Source organism: Marinobacterium aestuarii (assembly GCF_001651805.1).
GTDB classification, from domain to species: Bacteria; Pseudomonadota; Gammaproteobacteria; order Pseudomonadales; family Balneatricaceae; genus Marinobacterium_A; species Marinobacterium_A aestuarii.
Map to the genome: position 1 here is coordinate 4,870,410 of NZ_CP015839.1, position 15,997 is coordinate 4,886,406.

The following is a 15,997-nucleotide window of genomic DNA, read 5'->3' on the forward strand; positions in this document are numbered from 1 at the left end:
AAGAGTTCAAGAATTACTTGGAGTACAGCTCGACAATCAAGTGCTCGTTGATGTCGGCAGAAAGTTCGCTACGCTCAGGAACGGTCTTTAAAGTACCTTCCATTTTGCTTGCGTCCACTTCAACCCACTCAACAGCAGCACGCTGAGAAGCCAGCTCCAGAGCGCTCTTGATACGCAGCTGGTTCTTGGACTTCTCGCGAACTGCAACCACGTCACCGGCTTTCACCTGGTACGATGCAATGTTCACTACCTGACCGTTTACAGTGATCTGGCGGTGAGACACGATCTGACGGGATTCCGCGCGAGTAGAGCCAAAGCCCATGCGGTACACCACGTTATCAAGACGGCCTTCCAGCAGCTGGAGCAGGTTTTCACCTGTGGAACCAGTGCGGCGAGCCGCTTCTTTGTAATAGTTGCGGAACTGACGTTCCAGCACGCCGTACATACGACGTACTTTTTGTTTCTCGCGCAGCTGCAGACCGTAGTCGGACAGACGTCCCCGGCGCGCGCCGTGCATACCCGGAACAGCTTCTGCTTTGCATTTGCTGTCGAGTGCACGAACGCCGCTTTTCAGGAACAGGTCTGTACCTTCACGGCGAGACAGCTTGCACTTAGGTCCAAGATATCGGGCCATTTTACCGTCTCCAGTTTATACGCGACGTTTCTTCGGAGGACGGCATCCGTTGTGCGGGATGGGCGTCACGTCCGTGATGTTTGCAATTTTATAGCCACAAGAGTTCAGTGCACGCACTGCTGACTCGCGACCAGGTCCAGGACCTTTGACAAACACGTCGAGATTTTTCAGACCATACTCAAGAGCCGCCTGACCGGCGCGCTCTGCCGCTACCTGTGCAGCGAACGGCGTGCTCTTGCGCGAACCACGGAAGCCGGAGCCTCCTGAAGTTGCCCAAGACAGCGCGTTACCCTGACGATCGGTAATGGTGATGATCGTGTTATTGAAAGAGGCATGGATATGCGCGAAGCCATCCACTACCGTCTTTTTCACTTTCTTGCGTGTGCGATTACCTGGCTTAGCCATATCGGAAATTCCTATCGCTTACCACTTACTTACGGATCGGCTTGCGCGGACCTTTGCGCGTACGCGCGTTGGTCTTGCTGCGCTGACCACGTACCGGCAGATTGCGGCGGTGACGCAGGCCACGGAAGCACCCCAGGTCCATGAGACGTTTAATGCTCATGTTGACCTCACGGCGCAGATCACCCTCGACAGACAACTTGGTAACTTCACCACGAACGTTATCAAGCTGCTCTTCTGTCAGATCTGCGATTTTAGTGCTGTGGGCTATACCAACAGCATCGCAGATCATTTTCGAGGTTGTGCGGCCAATCCCGTAAATGTAAGTAAGAGAAATTACCGCATGCTTATTGTCAGGAATATTGACGCCAGCTATACGGGCCATTCAATTTACTCCGTCATAAGGCACTCACTAGACTTCTAGGTGAGCGCCATAATATTTCTAATACGTTCGTAGAAGGCGCGCAATAGTACACCCTGATCAAAATTAAATCAAGGCCGCTCGCCTTCTACGCCCTATAGGGCCAGGAATTAACCCTGACGCTGCTTGTGACGCGGTTCTACCTTGCAGATCACGCGCACGGAACCGTTGCGACGTACGATCTTGCAGTTACGGCAAATCTTTTTAACAGATGCGCGTACTTTCATGATCCACTCCAATTAGCAGTATCAACGCAGGAAGCCTGCGCCACCGCCTTTGAGGTTAGATTTCTTCATCAAGGACTCGTACTGGTGAGACATCAGGTGTGATTGCACCTGAGCCATGAAGTCCATGACCACGACTACCACGATCAACAATGAGGTACCGCCGAAGTAGAATGGCACATTCCACGCAACCACCAGGAACTGAGGCATCAGAGATACCGCGGTGATGTATAGAGCACCAAACAATGTCAGACGGCCCAGCACAGTATCGATATAGCGTGCGGACTGTTCACCAGGACGAATTCCCGGGATAAATGCACCTGATTTTTTCAGGTTGTCTGCCACATCACGGGGATTGAAAACAATCGCCGTATAGAAGTAGCAGAAAAACACGATGCAGATCGCAAACAGCAGGATATAGAGCGGCTGGCCTGGGCCTAGCGCGAGCGCCATGTCCTGCAACCATTCCATGCCATCAGTCTGTCCAAACCACTGACCAACCGACGCCGGGAACAGCAGGATGCTGGATGCAAAGATCGGGGGTATAACGCCTGCCATATTCACTTTCAACGGCAGGTGGCTCGACTGCGCTGCATAGACGCGACGGCCCTGCTGACGCTTTGCATAGTTGATGGTAATGCGGCGTTGGCCACGTTCCATAAACACTACAAAGCCAACAGTCGCCACGGCCATGACCGCGATCGCCAGCAACGCCAGGATATTCAAATCCCCCTGACGCGCCGATTCAAAGGACTGACCGATTGCACTGGGCAGACCAGCCACGATACCCGCGAAGATCAGAATCGAGATACCGTTGCCGATACCACGTTCAGTTACCTGCTCTCCGAGCCACATCAGGAAGACTGCACCTGCAACCAGGGTCACGACAGCAACGAAATAGAAGCTGATGTCACCACTGAACGCCACACCCTGATTCGCCAGGCCTACAGCCATCCCGAACGACTGTATGGTCGCCAGGATCACCGTGCCGTAACGGGTATACTGATTGATTTTACGACGACCCGCCTCACCCTCTTTCTTCAACGCTTCGAGCTGGGGGCTCACAACCGTCATCAGCTGCATAATGATAGAGGCAGAGATGTACGGCATGATGCCCAGTGCGAGGATACTCATACGCTCCAACGCACCACCCGAGAACATGTTGAAGAGACTGAGAATAGTCCCCTGATTCTGTTCAAACAATGCAGCTAGACGATCCGGGTTGATACCGGGGACGGGAATATGAGCCCCGATCCGGTACACAATGATCGCCAGCAGCACAAAGCGCAGACGAGACCAAAGTTCGCCCAAACCGCTTTGCGTGCCCGCCGGTATCTGTCCTTGCTTAGCCATTTACGCCTCGACTTTGCCGCCAGCAGCCTCGATCGCAGCTTGTGCACCCTTGGTCACTTTCAGACCGGATACAGTTACTGCTTTGCCGATCTCACCAGACAGGATCACTTTAGCCACTTTGATATCGTGGTTAACGAGATCCGCCGCTTTCAGCGCGGCCAGATCGATTACGTCCGCAACGACTGCATTGAGTTCGTTCAGACGAATCTCGGCAACGTAACGGGCTTTACGGGAGCTAAAGCCGAACTTCGGCAGACGACGCTGCAGAGGCATCTGACCGCCTTCAAAACCCGGCTTAACAGAACCGCCTGAGCGGGACTTCTGACCTTTGTGACCACGACCACCGGTTTTGCCAAGACCAGAACCGATACCGCGACCTACGCGTTTCGGAGCCTGCTTGGAACCAGCGGCGGGGCTCAGAGTGTTCAGACGCATGTGACGAACTCCTCTTACTCGCCTTCTACACTTAGCATGTAGTTGACTTTGTTGATCATGCCACGGACCGAAGGAGTGTCTTCCACTTCAACGGTGTGACCGATACGGCGCAGGCCGAGACCTTTTACACACAGCTTGTGCTTCGGCAGAATGCCGATCGGGCTGCGAACCAGAGTTACCTTCAAAGTATTAGCCATGTCGATTACCCCAGGATCTCTGCGACTGTCTTGCCACGCTTGGCCGCGATGTCGTCCGGTGCGTTCATGCTCTGCAGACCTTTGATGGTCGCGCGAACAACGTTTACCGGATTAGTCGAACCGTAGCACTTGGCCAAGACGTTATGGACACCAGCCAGTTCCAGTACAGAACGCATGGCGCCGCCGGCGATGATGCCGGTACCGTCAGATGCAGGCTGCATGTAGATTCTGGATGCGCCGTGACGAGCGTTGATAGCGTACTGCAAAGTACCGCCATTCAGTTCAACGCTGATCATGTTGCGACGAGCCTGTTCCATAGCTTTCTGAATCGCGACCGGCACTTCACGCGCCTTGCCACGACCGAAACCTACACGGCCATTGCCGTCACCAACTACACATAGTGCAGTAAAACCGAAGATCCGACCGCCTTTAACCACTTTCGCGACGCGGTTGACCTGTACCAGTTTTTCCTGGAGATCGCCGTCTTTCTGTTCGTGATTTGCCATAATCGACCCCCTTAGAATTCCAGGCCGCTTTCACGGGCTGCGTCGGCCAGTGCTTGAACACGACCGTGGTATTTGAACCCGGAACGGTCGAATGCAACCTTGGTGATACCGGCTTCTTTAGCACGTTCAGCGATCAGCGTACCCACTTTCTGGGCCGCTGCAACATTACCTGTTGCGCCTTCACGCAGTACTTTCTCTACGGTTGATGCAGAGGCCAAAACCTTGCCACCGTCTTCAGAGATAACCTGTGCGTAGATATGACGCGGAGTACGGTTGACGCACAGACGTACGGCACCCAGTTCACGCATTTTCAAACGTGAACGGCGTGAGCGACGGATACGAGCTTCTTTCTTAGCGTTCATAACCCTGCCTTACTTTTTCTTCGCTTCTTTACGGCGAACATATTCGTCAGCGTAGCGAACACCTTTGCCCTTATAAGGCTCAGGTGGACGGAAGCCACGCACCTCTGCGGCTACCTGACCGACACGCTGTTTATCAGCACCGCTGATAACAATCGTTGTCTGATTCGGGCACTCTGCAGTAATACCTTCAGGCAGTTCGTACTCAACAGGATGGGAGAAGCCCAGTGTCAGGTTCAGTGATGTGCCCTTGAGCGCAACACGGTAACCAACACCCTGCAATTCCAGAGTCTTTTTAAAGCCTTCTGCAACACCGAAAACCATGTTGCTCACCAGGGAGCGCGTGGTTCCGGACAGAGCATTAGCGAGCTTGCTCTTGTCGCGGGGGGCGAACAGCAGGGTGTTCTCTTCCTGTTTAACTTCAACAGTCGGATGAACATCCAGGCTCAGAAGACCATTCTTGCCTTTGGCGGTGATGGTCAGGCCATCGACCTTCAGATCTACACCTGCAGGTACAACAACGGGTTTTTTAGCAACTCGAGACATTGTTAACCCCTTAGAATACCGTGCAGATCACTTCACCACCGACTCCAGCGGTACGCGCAGCGCGGTCCGTCATCACACCATTGCTGGTGGAGACGATCGCGACACCCAGACCACCGGCCACTTTGGGCAGGTCGTTGGAAGCTTTGTAGATGCGCAGGCCCGGACGGCTTACGCGCTTGATCTCTTCAATTACCGGCTTACCTTCAAAGTACTTCAGCTCAACGCTGAGGACCGGTTTCACATCGCCTTCTACTGCGTAGCTGGCAATGTAACCTTCTTCCTTCAGCACTTCTGCAACTGAAACTTTCAGCTTGGAAGACGGCATGGATACGGCCTGTTTCTGTGCCATATGGCCGTTGCGGATACGTGTGAACATATCCGCCAGTGTATCTTGCATGCTCATGCGTTTAACTTCCTCTCTTGTGCAGCGTGATGCGGTAGCAGAACGTACTAGGTTCTGCCCTGCCCACCATGCTTACCGTAAAACCAGTGGTGGATTACCAGCTGGCCTTTTTAAGACCCGGCACATCACCACGCATAGCGGCTTCACGCAGTTTGTTGCGGCTAAGGCCGAACTTGCGGTAAACACCATGCGGACGACCTGTCAGTTGGCAGCGATTGCGCTGACGAACCGGGCTAGCGTCACGCGGCAGTTTCTGCAGCGCAACCAGTGCATCCCAACGCTCATCTTCAGAAGAAGACGGGCTGTTGATGATAGATTTCAGCTCTGCACGCTTAACAGCGTACTTAGCGACAGTCGCGGCACGCTTGTCTTCACGTGCTTTCATCGATTGTTTAGCCATGGTATCCCCCTATCACTTCTTGAACGGGAAGTTCAGGGCAGCCAGCAGAGCTAGACCCTCTTCATTGGTCTGAGCAGTGGTGGTGATGGTGATATCCATCCCACGCAGCTTGTCCACCTTGTCGTAATCGATTTCGGGGAAAATGATCTGCTCTTTGACACCCATGCTGTAGTTGCCGCGGCCGTCGAACGATTTCGGGTTCAAACCACGGAAATCGCGTACACGCGGAATGGAAATGTCGACCAGACGGTCGAGAAATTCCCACATTTGCTGACCACGCAGAGTGACCTTGCAACCAATCGGCCAGCCTTCACGAACCTTGAACGCTGCAATAGACTTGCGCGCCAGGGTAACGACAGGTTTCTGACCGGCGATAGCCGTCATATCGGCAACAGCGTTTTCGAGCTGTTTCTTGTCGCCCAGTGCTTCACCAACACCCATGTTCAGGGTGATTTTGGTAACGCGGGGGACAGCCATAATGTTCGGCGCATTCAGCTCTTCTTTGAGCTGCAGGCGAACGGTATCTTTGTAAAGCGCTTTCAGTCTAGACATGACAACAACCCCCTTATCCGCCAATGACTTCGCCAGTGGACTTGAAGATACGCACCTTGGCGCCGTCCTCAAGCAATTTGAAGCCGACACGGTCGCCCTTGCCTGACTGCGGATTGAAGATCGCGACGTTGGAAACGGCCATGGAGGCCTCTTTCTCAACGATGCCACCGGCCTGACCCTGCATAGGGTTCGGCTTGGTGTGCTTCTTCACCATGTTGATGCCTGTAACGATCACACGATCGTTAGCCAGCACACGCAGCACAGTGCCACGCTTGCCCTTGTCTTTACCTGCGATGACGATGATTTCATCGTCGCGACGAATCTTGCGCATGTTATACCTATGTCGTTTCCTGCAACCCTCTCATGCTCAAAAACGCCATACCCTCTCGGGAATGGCGTTTTCAAAGTACTCGGTCAAATAGCAACCGGGTCTCAGAGCACTTCAGGCGCCAGGGAAATGATCTTCATGAACTTCTCAGAGCGAAGTTCACGCGTTACTGGGCCGAAGATACGCGTTCCGATCGGAGCGTCGTTCTGGTTCAGCAATACCGCAGAGTTAGTATCAAAGCGGATTACCGAGCCGTCAGGACGACGAACACCCTTACGGGTACGTACTACAACAGCCTTGAGAACCTGACCTTTCTTCACCTTGCCACGCGGAATTGCTTCCTTGACGGTAACTTTAATAATGTCACCGACACCTGCGTAACGACGGTGAGAACCGCCCAGGACCTTAATGCACTGCACTCGCTTGGCACCGCTGTTGTCAGCGACATCAAGCATTGATTCAGTCTGAATCATGGTCTACTCCAGAAATATATGACCTTTCACCATGCTGCACATGCTTTTCAGCCGTGCAGCTCGGGCAAATAGGCAAATGGAGCAAAGGCGCAATATATTACACCTTCGCTGCACGCTCTTCAATACGAACCAGCGACCAAGTTTTGGTCTTGGACAGAGGACGGGTTTCCGCGATGGTTACCCAGTCACCGATCTGACACTCGTTCTTATCGTCATGAGCGTGCAGCTTGGTAGAACGCTTGAGATATTTCCCGTAGATCGGGTGCTTCTCTTTGCGCTCAACCAGAACTGTGATGGTTTTGTCCATCTTGTCACTGATAACTTTACCGGTCACAGTGCGAGTACGTTTTTCAGCGCTCATACTTAGTCACCTGCCTTTTCGTTCAGTACAGTCTTAACACGAGCAATGTCGCGACGAACCTGGCTAAGCAGGTGATTCTGTGCCAGCTGACCAGTTGCCTTCTGCATGCGCAGATTGAACTGATCCTTCAACAGACCCAGGAGTTCCTGCTGAAGTTCATCTACGGATTTTTCCCGCAGTTCTTTAGCAATCATCACATCACCGTCCGCTTAACAATGGTTGTAGCCAAGGGCAACTTGGCAGCAGCAAGCGCAAAGGCTTCAACTGCCAGAGATTCGGGTACGCCGCTCATTTCGAACAGCACCTTACCCGGCTGAATCTGGGCAACCCAGTATTCAACGTTACCTTTACCCTTACCCATACGAACTTCAAGCGGCTTGTTGGTGATCGGCTTGTCAGGGAAGACGCGAATCCAGATCTTACCACCACGCTTTACGTGACGAGTCATGGTACGACGCGCAGCTTCAATCTGACGAGCAGTGATGCGGCCGCGGGCGGTAGCCTTGAGACCAAATTCACCAAAGCTTACTTTACTGCCGCGCAGTGCCAGGCCGCGGTTGCGACCCTTCATCACCTTGCGGTATTTAAGACGTTTCGGTTGCAGCATTGACGTCTACCTCACTTACCTTTCTTCTTCGGCGCATTCTTCTCAGCACGCACCTGTTCGATGCCGCCAAGAATCTCGCCTTTGAAGATCCAGACTTTAATGCCGATCACACCGTAAGTGGTGTGCGCTTCGAAGGACGAGTAATCGATGTCCGCACGCAGAGTGTGCAACGGAACACGACCTTCGCGGTACCATTCGGAACGTGCGATCTCGGCACCACCCAGACGGCCGCCCAGCTGTATCTTGATGCCCTTGGCACCAATACGCATGGCGTTCTGTACCGAGCGCTTCATCGCGCGACGGAACATGACACGGCGTTCCAGCTGGCCTGCAATGCTCTGGGCTACCAGAGTAGCGTCAAGCTCAGGCTTGCGTACTTCTTCGATGTTGATGTGCACGGGCACACCCATCAGCTCAGAAACAGCGTTACGCAGTTTTTCGACGTCTTCGCCTTTCTTACCAATTACGATGCCTGGACGGGCAGTGTAAATGGTGATTTTTGCATTCTGCGCCGGACGTTCGATCTCGATACGGCTAACAGATGCATTGCTCAACTTCTTCTCAAGGTACTCACGTACCTTCAGATCGTTGAGCAGCTTCCTGGCATACTCGCCCTTGTCTGCATACCAAGTAGAGGTATGATCTTTAACGACGCCAAGGCGAATACCGGTCGGATGTACTTTCTGACCCATTTGAACTCTCCTAGCTCAGCGCTTAGTCTGCAACCTTGACGGTAATGTGACAGGTGCGCTTGATAATACGATCAGCACGACCTTTCGCACGCGGCTTAATACGTTTCATGCTCGGCGCTTCATCAACGAAGGCCGTGGAAACGCGCAGATCATCAATGTCAGCACCTTCGTTATGCTCCGCATTCGCGATAGCAGACTCCAGTACCTTTTTGATGATCGCCGCACCCTTTTTCGGGCTGAACGCCAGGATGTTCAGAGCTTCGCCCACTCCCTTACCGCGGATTTGGTCTACGACCAAACGAGCTTTCTGGGCGGACAGGCTGGCGCCTTTCAATTTAGCGGCAACTTCCATCACTTATCCCCCATTACTTCTTCTTAGCCTTTTTATCGGCTGCATGTCCACGGTAGGTGCGTGTAGGAACAAACTCACCCAGTTTGTGGCCAACCATGTCTTCGGTAACAAAAACCGGTACATGTTGGCGACCGTTATGAACCGCAATCGTCATGCCCACGAAATTCGGGAAGATGGTAGAGCGACGTGACCAGGTCTTCAAAGGACGCTTGTCATTGCTCTCGATTGCAGCTTCTACCTTTTTCAGCAGGTGAAGGTCGATAAATGGACCTTTCTTCAGTGAACGTGGCACAGCTGTATCCTCAAGTTAGTTACTTGGCAGAACGACGGCGTATGATCAACTTATCGGTACGCTTGTTCTTACGGGTCTTATGTCCTTTAGTCGGCACACCCCATGGAGTAACAGGGTGACGACCGCCAGATGTACGACCTTCACCACCACCATGCGGGTGATCTACCGGGTTCATCGCAACACCGCGAACGGTTGGACGAACACCACGCCAGCGTTTAGCACCGGCTTTACCGAGCTGACGCAGGCTGTGTTCGCTGTTGCCAACTTCACCCAGAGTCGCACGACATTCGACCAGCACCTTGCGCATTTCGCCAGAGCGAAGACGCAGGGTTGCATAAGTCCCTTCACGCGCTACGAGTTGCGCAGAAGCGCCCGCAGAACGTGCCAGCTGTGCACCTTTACCGGGCTTCAGTTCGATGCAGTGGATAGTAGAACCCACTGGAATGTTGCGCATTGGCAGTGTGTTACCGACTTTGATGTCAGCATCCACGCCAGAAATCACAACCGAACCTGCTTTAATACCCTTGGCCGCAATAATGTAGCGACGCTCACCGTCTGCGTATTTCAGCAGCGCGATGTTCGCGGAACGGTTCGGGTCATATTCCAGACGCTCGACCACTCCAGGAATACCGTCCTTGTTGCGACGGAAGTCGACCAGACGGTAATGAGACTTGTGACCACCACCGATATGACGGGTAGTGATACGTCCGTTGTTGTTACGACCACCGGACTTGCTCTGTTTTTCAACCAGGGGTGCATAAGGCTTGCCTTTGTGCAGATCCTGATTAACAACCTTGACCAGATGACGACGTCCAGCAGAGGTCGGCTTAGTCTTGATAACTGCCATGATTCAACCCCTTTTATTCGCCAGCCAGGAAATCAATTTCGGAACCTTCAGCTAGGCATACATAAGCCTTGCGAACGTCGTTCCGCTTGCCAAGGCCACGCGCTGTGCGCTTGGTCTTGCCCTTGATATTAAGGATGTTGACGCCTTTAACTTTGACATTAAAGAGCGCTTCAACAGCAGTTTTGACTTCCTGCTTGGTAGCAGTGTCAGCCACACGGAAAACAACCTGCTGAGAACCCTCAGCTACAATCGTTGCTTTCTCGGAAATATGTGGCCCCATTAGCACCTGATAAATACGAGCCTGGTTCATGCCAGTACCTCCTCGATTTTCTTCAGAGCAGGCACAGTTACCAGAACCTTCTCGAAGCCAACCAGGCTGACAGGGTCGATGCCTGCAGCGTCACGCACGTCAACGTGCGGTACGTTACGAGAAGCCAGATACAGGTTCTGCTCAACGTCTTCAGTGATCAGCAATGCGTTGCCCAGAGACAACTCATTCAGCTTGGCAATGAACAGCTTGGTTTTCGGAGATTCCAGAGCGAAATCTTCAACTACAACCAAACGATCCTGACGCACCAGCTCAGAGAAGATGCAACGCAGTGCTGCGCGGTACATTTTCTTGTTTACTTTCTGAGAGTGATCGCGTGTTTTGGCAGCAAAAGTTACGCCACCTGAGCGCCACAGCGGGCTACGAATGGTACCGGCACGAGCACGGCCTGTACCTTTCTGACGCCACGGTTTAGCACCACCGCCAGATACTTCTGAGCGGGTTTTCTGAGCTTTGGTACCCTGACGACCACCGGCCAGGTACGCCGTAACGACCTGATGAACCAGCGATTCGTTGAATTCTTTACCAAAAGCCAGGTCGGATACTTCAACCGAACCGGCAGTTCCAGCTAGATTCAGATTCATGTCAACCTCCCCTTAGGCGCCAGCCTTGACAGCCGGTTTAACGATTACGTCACCGCCGGGAGCACCCGGCACGGCACCTTTGACCAACAGCAGGTTGCGTTCAGCGTCAACGCGAACGACTTCAAGGGTCTGAATAGTGACGCGTTCAGCACCCATGTGACCTGCCATTTTTTTGCCTTTCCAGACGCGGCCAGGAGTCTGACATTGTCCTATGGAACCCGGAGCTCGGTGAGACAGAGAGTTACCGTGAGTCGCATCCTGCATGCTGAAGTTCCAACGCTTGATCGCGCCCTGGAAGCCCTTGCCTTTGGATTGACCGGTAACATCTACTTTCTGACCTGCTTCGAAGCGCTCAACGGTCAGCGCATCGCCGACGTTGATTTCTTCGTCATTCGACAGGCGGAACTCCCACAAACCGCGGCCGGCTTCAACGCCAGCTTTAGCAAAGTGACCAGCTTCCGGCTTGCTCAGCCGGCTCGCTTTACAGCCACCAGTGGTGATCTGCACAGCAGTGTAACCATCAGCTTCAATGGTTTTCACCTGAGTCACGCGGTTCGGCTCGACCTCGATGACGGTGACTGGCACGGACACGCCATCTTCAGTGAAGACACGGGTCATGCCCGCTTTACGTCCGATTAGACCTACAGTCATGTTTTTAACCTCTTGCCAGTTGTGTACGGGGCTGTTACCCACTACGGCTACCCTTTACAGGGCATTCCACAAACAGCGCTTCATGAATATAAATTAGAATGCGCAGTGCTGAATTAGCCGAGGCTGATCTGCACTTCAACGCCCGCTGCCAGATCCAGTTTCATCAGCGCGTCAACTGTTTTCTCAGTCGGCTCAACGATGTCCAGAACTCGCTTGTGAGTACGGATTTCATACTGATCGCGCGCGTCTTTGTTGACGTGCGGAGAAACCAGGATGGTAAAACGCTCTTTGCGGGTGGGAAGTGGGATCGGACCACGCACCTGAGCACCAGTCCGCTTTGCAGTCTCTACGATCTCCAAAGCGGAAGAGTCGATCAGGCGATGATCAAACGCCTTCAGACGAATTCGAATTTTCTGATTCTGCATTTTGATCACACTTAATCAAAGTTTTTGAACGGCCGAAGCCGGCATACCCTTCTAGGAAGGGACGCAAATTCTACTCAGGGGCGCAACCAGCGTCAAGTGAATGCGGTTATTAATTAAACAGCAACAATTGACCCTCGCCCGAAACAGAACACGCTTCACCCTACTTGACCACAAGTGGGCATCCTGGCCCGACACACTCATGCTCATCCTGAGCATAAAAAAAGACCCTCCGAAGAGGGCCTTTTCGTCACCTCAGATCAGCGAACTGATCTTAGGCGATGATTTTAGCTACAACACCAGCACCAACGGTACGGCCGCCTTCGCGAATCGCGAAACGCAGGCCTTCTTCCATGGCGATCGGGTTGATCAGGGTAACGGACATCTGCACGTTGTCACCCGGCATTACCATTTCAACACCTTCCGGCAGCTCACAGGCGCCGGTGATGTCTGTGGTACGGAAGTAGAACTGTGGACGGTAGCCTTTGAAGAACGGAGTGTGACGTCCGCCTTCTTCTTTGCTCAGTACGTAGACTTCGCCTTCGAACTGAGTGTGCGGCTTGATAGAACCCGGCTTGCACAGAACCTGACCACGCTCAACGTCGTCACGCTTGGTGCCACGCAGCAGCGCGCCAACGTTCTCGCCTGCACGACCTTCGTCCAGCAGTTTGCGGAACATTTCAACGCCCGTGCAGGTAGTAACCTGAGTATCGCGAACACCAACGATCTCGATCTGGTCGCCCACTTTCAGGATGCCACGCTCTACACGACCGGTTACAACAGTACCGCGACCGGAGATGGAGAAGACGTCTTCCACTGGCATCAGGAACGGCAGGTCAATTGCACGCTCAGGCTGCGGGATGTAGTTGTCCAGCGCATCAACCAGTTTCAGGACAGCAGACGTACCCAGTTCGTTGTCATCCTGGCCGTTAAGGGCCATCAGAGCGGAACCAGCGATGATCGGCGTGTCGTCACCCGGGAAGTCGTAGGCATCAAGCAGCTCGCGCAGCTCCATTTCTACCAGTTCCAGCATTTCAGCGTATTCTTCAGACTCAACGCCGCCGCAATCTTCAGCCAGCAGGTCAGCCTTGTTCAGGAAGACAACGATGAAAGGTACGCCAACCTGACGCGACAGCAGGATGTGCTCGCGAGTCTGCGGCATAGGGCCGTCAGTTGCGCCACATACCAGGATAGCGCCGTCCATCTGGGCCGCACCGGTGATCATGTTCTTGACGTAGTCGGCGTGTCCCGGGCAGTCAACGTGCGCGTAGTGACGGCTCGGAGATTCGTACTCAACGTGCGAAGTCGCGATGGTAATACCGCGCTCACGCTCTTCAGGAGCATTGTCGATACCGTCGAAGGCAACGGCAGAGCCGCCCCAGGTCTCAGAACAAACGCGCGTCAGCGCGGCTGTCAGAGTGGTTTTACCGTGGTCGACGTGACCGATGGTGCCGACGTTTACGTGCGGCTTGTTACGTTCAAATGCTTTCTTACCCATAACGAATACCTCTTGATCAATTAGGCGTAATTATTTCTGGTTGATAACCGCTTCTGCAATGTTTGCAGGCGCTTCAGCGTAGTCATCAAACTCCATGGAGTAGGTCGCACGACCCTGGGTTGCCGAGCGCAGATCGGTTGCATAACCGAACATTTCACCCAACGGCACCTGAGCGCGAATAACCTTGCCACCGACGGTGTCATCCATACCCTGAACGAGACCACGACGACGGTTAAGGTCACCCATCACATCGCCCATGTAGTCTTCCGGAGTCACGACTTCGACTTTCATCATCGGCTCGAGCAGACAGGGGCTCGCTTCCTGAGCGTATTTTTTCAACGCCTGAGAAGCTGCGATTTTAAACGCCATCTCGTTGGAGTCAACCTCATGGAAGGAACCGTCGTACAGACGTGCTTTCAGGCCAATCAACGGGTAGCCCGCGATAACGCCGTTCTTCATCTGTTCTTCGATGCCCTTCTGGATCGCCGGAATGTATTCCTTAGGAATAGATCCACCTACGACTTCGTTGATGAACTCCAGACCTTCCTGATCGGACGGGCTGAATTCCACAACAACGTGGCCGTACTGACCGCGACCACCGGACTGACGGGCAAACTTGTGGTTTGCTTCGACGGTCTTGCGGATCTTCTCGCGGTAGGCAACCTGCGGCTTGCCGATGTTCGCTTCAACCTTGAACTCGCGACGCATACGGTCAACGAGGATGTCCAGGTGAAGCTCACCCATGCCAGAGATGATTGTCTGACCGGATTCCTGATCGGTTTCAACGCGGAAAGAGGGATCTTCCTGGGCCAGTTTGCCCAGCGCGACACCCATCTTTTCCTGGTCAGCCTTGGATTTCGGCTCAACAGCAACAGAGATTACCGGTTCCGGGAATTCCATACGCTCCAGAACGATACGATCGTCCAGGCTGCACAGAGTGTCACCCGTGGTAACGTCCTTCATGCCGATCAGTGCGGCGATGTCGCCTGCGCACACTTCCTTGATCTCTTCACGCTGGTTGGCGTGCATCTGTACCATACGACCGATACGTTCTTTCTTCGATTTGACAGAGTTGATCACGCTGTCGCCAGAATTCAGAACACCGGAGTAGACACGAACGAAGGTCAGAGTACCAACGAAGGGGTCAGTTGCGATCTTGAACGCCAGTGCGGAGAAAGGAGCGTTATCATCAGCAGCACGAACCGCCGGTGTAGAGTCCTTGTCATCCAGAGTACCTTCAATCGCCTTAACTTCGATCGGCGACGGCAGGTATTCGATCACGGAGTCCAGCATGAACTGAACACCCTTGTTCTTGAACGCGGAGCCGGCCATGATCGGCACGACTTCGTTGCGCAAGGTACGGGCACGCAGACCAGCCTTGATTTCTTCGACGGTCAGCTCAGTACCTTCAAGGTACTTGTCCATCAGTTCGTCAGAGGCTTCGGCAGCGGCTTCAACCATCTGCTCGCGCATTTCTTCAGCACGCGCCTGCAGATCGGCCGGAATATCTTCCAGCTCGTAGGTCATGCCCTGATCGGCTTCATTCCACATGATGGCTTTCATGCGAATCAGGTCAACAACGCCCTTGAATTCGTCTTCAGCACCGATTGGCAGGTTGATCGCCACGGGAACAGCACCCAGACGCTTCTTCAGCTGATCGATAACCATGTAGAAGTCAGCGCCGGCGCGGTCCATCTTGTTGACGAATACCATGCGCGGAACTTCGTACTTGTTGGCCTGACGCCATACAGTCTCGGTCTGTGGCTGCACGCCGGAGGAGGCACACAGCACAACCACGGCACCGTCGAGTACGCGCAGGGAACGCTCAACTTCGATAGTGAAGTCAACGTGCCCCGGTGTGTCGATGATGTTTACGCGGTGCGGTTCGAACTGCTGGTTCATACCGGCCCAGAAACAGGTCGTCGCAGCGGAAGTGATAGTAATACCACGTTCCTGTTCCTGCTCCATCCAGTCCATGGTGGCAGCACCGTCGTGCACTTCACCGATCTTGTGTGACAGACCAGTGTAAAAAAGTACACGTTCGGTAGTGGTGGTCTTACCGGCGTCTACGTGTGCACAGATACCGATATTACGGTAGCGTGCTATAGGAGTTTTACGAGCCACGACTCT

28 protein-coding genes are annotated in these 15,997 nt (G+C 53.5%); all 28 read right to left on the minus strand.

The features are described 5' to 3' along the window. Positions 1-13: 13 nt before the first annotated feature. The 28 genes from rpsD to fusA all read right to left on the minus strand — a co-directional run bounded on the left by rpsD (position 14) and on the right by fusA (position 15,991). Complete coding sequence (rpsD, locus tag A8C75_RS21330; RefSeq protein ID WP_067290688.1) at positions 14-634, minus strand: 30S ribosomal protein S4; 621 nt, start codon at positions 632-634, stop codon at positions 14-16. Positions 635-649: 15 nt separating this feature from the next. Continuing rightward, on the minus strand, positions 650-1,039 hold the full coding sequence (gene rpsK, locus A8C75_RS21335) for a 30S ribosomal protein S11 (RefSeq protein WP_067290691.1): 390 nt from the start codon (positions 1,037-1,039) through the stop codon (positions 650-652). Positions 1,040-1,064: 25 nt separating this feature from the next. After that, on the minus strand, positions 1,065-1,421 hold the full coding sequence (gene rpsM / locus A8C75_RS21340; RefSeq protein WP_020682691.1) for a 30S ribosomal protein S13: 357 nt from the start codon (positions 1,419-1,421) through the stop codon (positions 1,065-1,067). A gap of 146 nt (positions 1,422-1,567) precedes the next feature. After that, positions 1,568-1,684, minus strand: a complete 117-nt coding sequence (gene rpmJ, locus A8C75_RS23245) for a 50S ribosomal protein L36 (protein WP_007021200.1) — start codon at positions 1,682-1,684, stop codon at positions 1,568-1,570. A gap of 21 nt (positions 1,685-1,705) precedes the next feature. Then, positions 1,706-3,034: a preprotein translocase subunit SecY gene (secY, locus tag A8C75_RS21345; RefSeq protein WP_067386394.1), complete on the minus strand. Its 1,329-nt coding sequence runs from the start codon at positions 3,032-3,034 to the stop codon at positions 1,706-1,708. Further along, complete coding sequence (gene rplO, locus A8C75_RS21350) at positions 3,035-3,469, minus strand: 50S ribosomal protein L15 (protein ID WP_067386395.1); 435 nt, start codon at positions 3,467-3,469, stop codon at positions 3,035-3,037. It lies immediately after the preceding gene. A gap of 14 nt (positions 3,470-3,483) precedes the next feature. Then, entirely contained in the window at positions 3,484-3,666 is a 183-nt protein-coding gene (gene rpmD, locus A8C75_RS21355) for a 50S ribosomal protein L30 (RefSeq protein ID WP_067290702.1), read from the minus strand. Between the two features lie 5 nt (positions 3,667-3,671). Further along, on the minus strand, positions 3,672-4,172 hold the full coding sequence (gene rpsE / locus A8C75_RS21360) for a 30S ribosomal protein S5 (RefSeq protein ID WP_067290705.1): 501 nt from the start codon (positions 4,170-4,172) through the stop codon (positions 3,672-3,674). A gap of 11 nt (positions 4,173-4,183) precedes the next feature. After that, on the minus strand, positions 4,184-4,534 hold the full coding sequence (gene rplR / locus A8C75_RS21365; protein WP_067290709.1) for a 50S ribosomal protein L18: 351 nt from the start codon (positions 4,532-4,534) through the stop codon (positions 4,184-4,186). Positions 4,535-4,543: 9 nt separating this feature from the next. Continuing rightward, positions 4,544-5,077, minus strand: coding sequence for a 50S ribosomal protein L6 (gene rplF / locus A8C75_RS21370; protein ID WP_067386397.1), 534 nt, complete (start codon positions 5,075-5,077; stop codon positions 4,544-4,546). 10 nt (positions 5,078-5,087) lie between these two features. Next, entirely contained in the window at positions 5,088-5,480 is a 393-nt protein-coding gene (gene rpsH, locus A8C75_RS21375) for a 30S ribosomal protein S8 (RefSeq protein WP_067290717.1), read from the minus strand. Between the two features lie 94 nt (positions 5,481-5,574). Further along, complete coding sequence (gene rpsN, locus A8C75_RS21380; RefSeq protein WP_067386399.1) at positions 5,575-5,880, minus strand: 30S ribosomal protein S14; 306 nt, start codon at positions 5,878-5,880, stop codon at positions 5,575-5,577. A gap of 12 nt (positions 5,881-5,892) precedes the next feature. Then, on the minus strand, positions 5,893-6,432 hold the full coding sequence (rplE, locus tag A8C75_RS21385) for a 50S ribosomal protein L5 (RefSeq protein ID WP_067386401.1): 540 nt from the start codon (positions 6,430-6,432) through the stop codon (positions 5,893-5,895). Positions 6,433-6,445: 13 nt separating this feature from the next. Next, entirely contained in the window at positions 6,446-6,763 is a 318-nt protein-coding gene (rplX, locus tag A8C75_RS21390; protein WP_067386402.1) for a 50S ribosomal protein L24, read from the minus strand. Between the two features lie 101 nt (positions 6,764-6,864). Continuing rightward, a complete protein-coding gene (gene rplN, locus A8C75_RS21395; protein ID WP_067290726.1) occupies positions 6,865-7,233 on the minus strand; it encodes a 50S ribosomal protein L14 in 369 nt (122 codons plus the stop codon). A 97-nt stretch (positions 7,234-7,330) separates the two neighbouring features. Continuing rightward, positions 7,331-7,594 (minus strand): 30S ribosomal protein S17, encoded by a 264-nt coding sequence (gene rpsQ / locus A8C75_RS21400; RefSeq protein WP_020682703.1) that lies wholly within the window; start codon positions 7,592-7,594, stop codon positions 7,331-7,333. A gap of 2 nt (positions 7,595-7,596) precedes the next feature. Continuing rightward, positions 7,597-7,788, minus strand: coding sequence for a 50S ribosomal protein L29 (rpmC, locus tag A8C75_RS21405; RefSeq protein WP_020682704.1), 192 nt, complete (start codon positions 7,786-7,788; stop codon positions 7,597-7,599). Beyond that, the gene (gene rplP / locus A8C75_RS21410; RefSeq protein WP_067290727.1) at positions 7,788-8,201 is read right to left on the minus strand and encodes a 50S ribosomal protein L16; all 414 of its coding nucleotides are present in this window, start codon (positions 8,199-8,201) and stop codon (positions 7,788-7,790) included. Before rplP ends, rpmC begins: the two co-directional genes overlap by 1 nt. 11 nt (positions 8,202-8,212) lie before the next feature. After that, positions 8,213-8,893 (minus strand): 30S ribosomal protein S3, encoded by a 681-nt coding sequence (rpsC, locus tag A8C75_RS21415; RefSeq protein WP_067290728.1) that lies wholly within the window; start codon positions 8,891-8,893, stop codon positions 8,213-8,215. 22 nt (positions 8,894-8,915) lie between these two features. After that, positions 8,916-9,248: a 50S ribosomal protein L22 gene (gene rplV, locus A8C75_RS21420; RefSeq protein WP_439646781.1), complete on the minus strand. Its 333-nt coding sequence runs from the start codon at positions 9,246-9,248 to the stop codon at positions 8,916-8,918. A 10-nt stretch (positions 9,249-9,258) separates the two neighbouring features. Further along, entirely contained in the window at positions 9,259-9,537 is a 279-nt protein-coding gene (gene rpsS / locus A8C75_RS21425) for a 30S ribosomal protein S19 (RefSeq protein ID WP_067386404.1), read from the minus strand. A 19-nt stretch (positions 9,538-9,556) separates the two neighbouring features. Continuing rightward, a complete protein-coding gene (gene rplB, locus A8C75_RS21430; protein WP_067386406.1) occupies positions 9,557-10,384 on the minus strand; it encodes a 50S ribosomal protein L2 in 828 nt (275 codons plus the stop codon). Positions 10,385-10,397: 13 nt separating this feature from the next. Then, positions 10,398-10,694 carry a 50S ribosomal protein L23 gene (gene rplW / locus A8C75_RS21435; protein ID WP_020682710.1) on the minus strand — a complete coding sequence of 99 codons (297 nt, stop codon included), beginning with the start codon at positions 10,692-10,694 and terminating at the stop codon, positions 10,398-10,400. After that, complete coding sequence (gene rplD / locus A8C75_RS21440) at positions 10,691-11,296, minus strand: 50S ribosomal protein L4 (protein ID WP_067386408.1); 606 nt, start codon at positions 11,294-11,296, stop codon at positions 10,691-10,693. The genes rplW and rplD overlap by 4 nt, the downstream gene beginning before the upstream one ends. A 12-nt stretch (positions 11,297-11,308) precedes the next feature. Further along, positions 11,309-11,947: a 50S ribosomal protein L3 gene (rplC, locus tag A8C75_RS21445; RefSeq protein ID WP_067290737.1), complete on the minus strand. Its 639-nt coding sequence runs from the start codon at positions 11,945-11,947 to the stop codon at positions 11,309-11,311. A 113-nt stretch (positions 11,948-12,060) separates the two neighbouring features. Next, the gene (gene rpsJ, locus A8C75_RS21450; protein ID WP_067290898.1) at positions 12,061-12,372 is read right to left on the minus strand and encodes a 30S ribosomal protein S10; all 312 of its coding nucleotides are present in this window, start codon (positions 12,370-12,372) and stop codon (positions 12,061-12,063) included. Between the two features lie 271 nt (positions 12,373-12,643). After that, positions 12,644-13,867 carry an elongation factor Tu gene (tuf, locus tag A8C75_RS21455; RefSeq protein ID WP_067386410.1) on the minus strand — a complete coding sequence of 408 codons (1,224 nt, stop codon included), beginning with the start codon at positions 13,865-13,867 and terminating at the stop codon, positions 12,644-12,646. 30 nt (positions 13,868-13,897) lie between these two features. Beyond that, positions 13,898-15,991: an elongation factor G gene (gene fusA / locus A8C75_RS21460; RefSeq protein WP_067386411.1), complete on the minus strand. Its 2,094-nt coding sequence runs from the start codon at positions 15,989-15,991 to the stop codon at positions 13,898-13,900. Positions 15,992-15,997 lie beyond the last annotated feature (6 nt).